This window comes from Flavobacterium sp. (genome assembly GCF_031411595.1).
Classification (GTDB): Bacteria; Bacteroidota; Bacteroidia; order Flavobacteriales; family Flavobacteriaceae; genus Flavobacterium.
Genome location: NZ_JANOBI010000031.1, coordinates 1 through 4,012, shown reverse-complemented (window position 1 = coordinate 4,012; position 4,012 = coordinate 1). Strand labels below are relative to the sequence as shown.

Below are 4,012 nucleotides of genomic sequence, written 5' to 3'. Positions count from 1 at the left end.
CCAGTATACTTATACTTTACGGAGTTTTACTGATAACTGTCAACCGACAACGGTCAACTTTTTACTTCTTCTTCTTCGGAGCGATAAACATAATCATTCGCTTACCTTCCAATACCGGCATGGCTTCCACTTTTCCGTGTTCTTCAAGGTCCGTGGCGAGTCTTAATAATAAGATCTGTCCCTGGTCTTTATAGATGATCGAACGTCCTTTAAAGAAAACGAATGCTTTCAGTTTCGAACCTTCTTTGAGGAATTTCTCGGCATTTTTTCTTTTAAATTCGTAATCATGCTCATCAGTCTGCGGTCCGAAACGTATTTCTTTAACCGTGATTTGAGTAGATTTCGCTTTAAGTTCCTTTTCACGCTTTTTCTGCATGTAAACAAACTTCTTATAGTCGATGATCTTGCAAACCGGAGGATCGGCATTGGGAGAAATTTCCACCAAATCCAATTCGAACTCGTCGGCGAGTTTCAGGGCATCAGCGATTTTAAAAACTCCTGGCTCTACATTATCTCCCACAAGTCTTACTTCTGCAACACCGCGAATTAAATTGTTGATTCGGTGCGCATCCTTTTTTTCTACTCTGGGTTGGTAACCCTTGTTGCTTCTTATTGCTATGACTTTATTATTTTAAGTTAAACGGTAAATACTTTTAATGTTTTGTCGATTTCTTCTTGGACCATTTTCGCGAATTCTTCAATCGAAACGCTGATATTGCCCTTTCCTTCCTGTCCGTGACGGCGTACAGAAATGGTGTTGTTTTTCTCTTCTTCCTCTCCAACAATCAGCATAAATGGGGTTTTCTGCGTTTCCGCATCCCGAATTTTTCTGCCGATGGTCTCGTTTCGGTTGTCAATTAGGGCGCGAATTTCGTGATTTTCTAGCAGACTTAAAACTTTTTTTGCATAATTTTCATATTTCTCGCTCAAAGACAAGATAATAGCTTGTTCGGGCATGAGCCAAATTGGGAAATTTCCAGCGGTATGTTCAAGTAAAATCGCGATGAATCTTTCCATAGAACCAAACGGAGCACGGTGAATCATTACGGGTCTGTGAAGCTTGTCGTCAGCGCCTTTATAAGTTAAATCGAAACGCTCTGGCAGGTTGTAGTCCACCTGAATTGTTCCCAATTGCCATTGTCTTCCCAGTGCATCTTTGACCATAAAGTCTAGTTTTGGTCCGTAGAATGCAGCTTCGCCATATTCAACCACCGTATTCAAGCCTTTGTCGCGTGCCGCATTAATGATCGCGCTTTCGGCTTTTTCCCAATTTTCATCCGAGCCGATATATTTGTCTCTGTTTTCTTTGTCGCGCAATGAAATCTGAGCCGTGAAGTTTTCAAATCCTAATGAACTAAAAACATACAACACCAAATCAATCACTTTTTTGAATTCCTCGTCAAGCTGTTCCGGTGTACAGAAAATATGCGCATCGTCCTGAGTAAATCCACGAACACGTGTTAATCCATGTAACTCACCACTTTGCTCATAACGATACACCGTTCCAAATTCAGCATAACGTTTCGGTAAATCTTTATACGACCAAGGTTTTGTGTTGTAAATTTCACAGTGGTGTGGGCAATTCATAGGTTTCAATAAAAACTCTTCGCCTTCCGCCGGCGTGTGAATCGGTTGGAAACTATCCGCGCCATATTTAGCATAATGCCCGGAAGTTACATACAGTTCTTTCTGCCCGATGTGTGGTGTTACGACTTGTTCGTATCCGGCTTTCTTCTGTGCTTTTTTCAAAAATTGTTCTAAACGATCGCGCAATGCAGCACCTTTCGGCAACCACAATGGCAAACCTTGTCCTACTTTTTGTGAGAACGCGAACAACTCCAATTCTTTTCCTAATTTACGGTGGTCACGGCGTTTGGCTTCTTCAAGCAATTCGAGGTAATCCGTCAAATCTTTTTGTTTTGGGAATGAGATTCCGTAAACGCGCGTCAACTGCTTGTTTTTTTCATCACCACGCCAGTAGGCACCGGCAACGCTCATGATTTTCATCGCTTTGATGATTCCGGTATTCGGAATGTGGCCACCACGACATAAATCAAAGAAATTCGCATGATCGCAAAACGTAATCGTACCGTCTTCAAGATTCGAAATCAATTCCGTTTTATACTCGTTATTTTTATAGACTTCTAACGCTTCAGCTTTCGATACCGAACGCATTTTAAATTCGTGTTTTTCTCTAGATATTTCTAATACACGGTCTTCAATTTTCTTAAAGTCGGCGTCGGTGATTTTAGTATCTCCAAAATCGACATCGTAATAAAAACCATTATCAATCGCTGGTCCTAGCGTCAGTTTAATACCGGGAAATAATTCTTCCAAAGCTTGCGCCATCACGTGCGAAGTCGAATGCCAAAACGCTTTCTTCCCGTCTTTGTCATTCCACGTAAATAATATTAGTGAACCGTCCGTTGTCAGTTGGGTTTCCGTTTCTACAGTCGTACCATTGAAAGCAGCCGAAATCACATTTCTAGCCAAACCTTCACTAATGCTCTTAGCAACATCCATCGGAGTCACGTCTGGCGCAAACTCCTTCACTGACCCGTCGGGTAAAGTAATCTTAATCATTGTTCTCATTTTAGGAAGCGCAAATATAGTTGATTCGTAAAACACATACAATGCAGTAAATATAAATATTCTGTTATTTTTTTAGTTATTTAGAAATAAGGAATACTTTCGTGAAATTTTTTTAACTAATCATTTAATTATTTACCATGAACAAACACCTTAAGATTTTAGTAGGCGCATTAATCGCTTTTTTTGTTATTTCCTGTAGTTCAAGCAGCAATTCGGATGACGAACCGGCACCAGTAATTCCTGTCTTAACGACAACAGCTATAACGAGTCTTAGCTCAAGTGCCGCCGCTTCTGGTGGAACGATTGACTACGATGGAGATTTCCCAATAACTGCTAGAGGAGTAGTTTGGAGTACTAATACAAACCCTACAATTGATTTACCAACTAAAACATCAAATGGAAGTAATGTTGGAAGTTTTTCAAGTTCAATTACAGGTCTTGTTGCCAATACACTTTATTACGTTAGAGCCTATGCCACTAACAGTGAAGGAACCTATTATGGGAGCCAAATTAGTTTTACGACGCTGCAACAACAGCAACAAGTATTAGTTCTTGGTCAAAGTTATCAAGGTGGCAAAATAGTATATCTTTTCAAATCGGGTGACGCAGGTTACGATGCCAATATACAACATGGTTTTATCGCAAATTCTAACGTGGTTGATAACAATTACTTAGAGTTTGGCTGTATTAATTTTTTACAAAATAATACATCTATTAACTTTGGTTCAGGTGGTGCAAATACACAAGCACTTTCGCTTAGTTGCCTTGAAGCGAATACAGCAATCACTTTTTGTAACAATTTTGTTGTAGGCACCTACACAGATTGGTTTTTACCAAGTAAAAACGAATTGATAAAATTAGCTGCTTTTAATGCGGCAGTTGATGATATTTATTTTAACCAAAACCTTTATGTTAGTTCTTCGGAAGTAAGTACAACAAAGGTTTGGGCAGTTGATTTTTCTGACGGTACTGCCGGTACTGCATCTCAGGTTTTTAAAAATGATGTAGACAATAACGTTTGCCCAATTCGTAAGTTCTAAAGATACTATGTCAATAAAATTGAAATTCCTTTGTTTGTTGTAGTAGCAAACAAAGGAATTTTTGGTTATTAGATTTTCATCAGAAGCTTAATCCCGCTATCATTCCAATCTTTTTTGTTTTTAAAGAAAAAACAAAAAAGGATTTTCCCTTCTATCGGGGCTATGGCCTTGGATTTCAATTCACGTCCGTCATCCCGAGCACAGCGAAGGGATCTGTTTCAAATAATTCTTAGCGTTCCTTGCGAAAATCATAGCGCCCTTTGCGGTTAAAGAAAAAACTTTCGTATTCAATTCGCGCGAGTCCAACGAGTTATAAACAAAGCGAAAAAAACCTAAAAATATATTTGGAGAAAAGTAAAAGAAGTGGTTATCTTTGCAGC

3 protein-coding genes are annotated in these 4,012 nt (G+C 39.2%); 1 reads left to right on the top strand and 2 read right to left on the bottom strand.

Annotated elements, in window-relative coordinates; genetic code table 11:
* Window positions 1–61: 61 nt before the first annotated feature.
* Both infC and thrS read right to left on the bottom strand, forming a co-directional pair.
* Complete coding sequence (infC, locus tag RMO03_RS07165; RefSeq protein ID WP_309641413.1) at window positions 62–613, bottom strand: translation initiation factor IF-3; 552 nt, start codon at window positions 611–613, stop codon at window positions 62–64.
* 23 nt (window positions 614–636) lie between these two features.
* A complete protein-coding gene (gene thrS / locus RMO03_RS07160; protein WP_309641412.1) occupies window positions 637–2,583 on the bottom strand; it encodes a threonine--tRNA ligase in 1,947 nt (648 codons plus the stop codon).
* A gap of 146 nt (window positions 2,584–2,729) precedes the next feature.
* Between thrS and RMO03_RS07155 the strand changes: the two genes are divergently transcribed.
* Entirely contained in the window at window positions 2,730–3,632 is a 903-nt protein-coding gene (locus RMO03_RS07155; protein WP_309641411.1) for a DUF1566 domain-containing protein, read from the top strand.
* The last annotated feature ends 380 nt before the right edge of the window (window positions 3,633–4,012 follow it).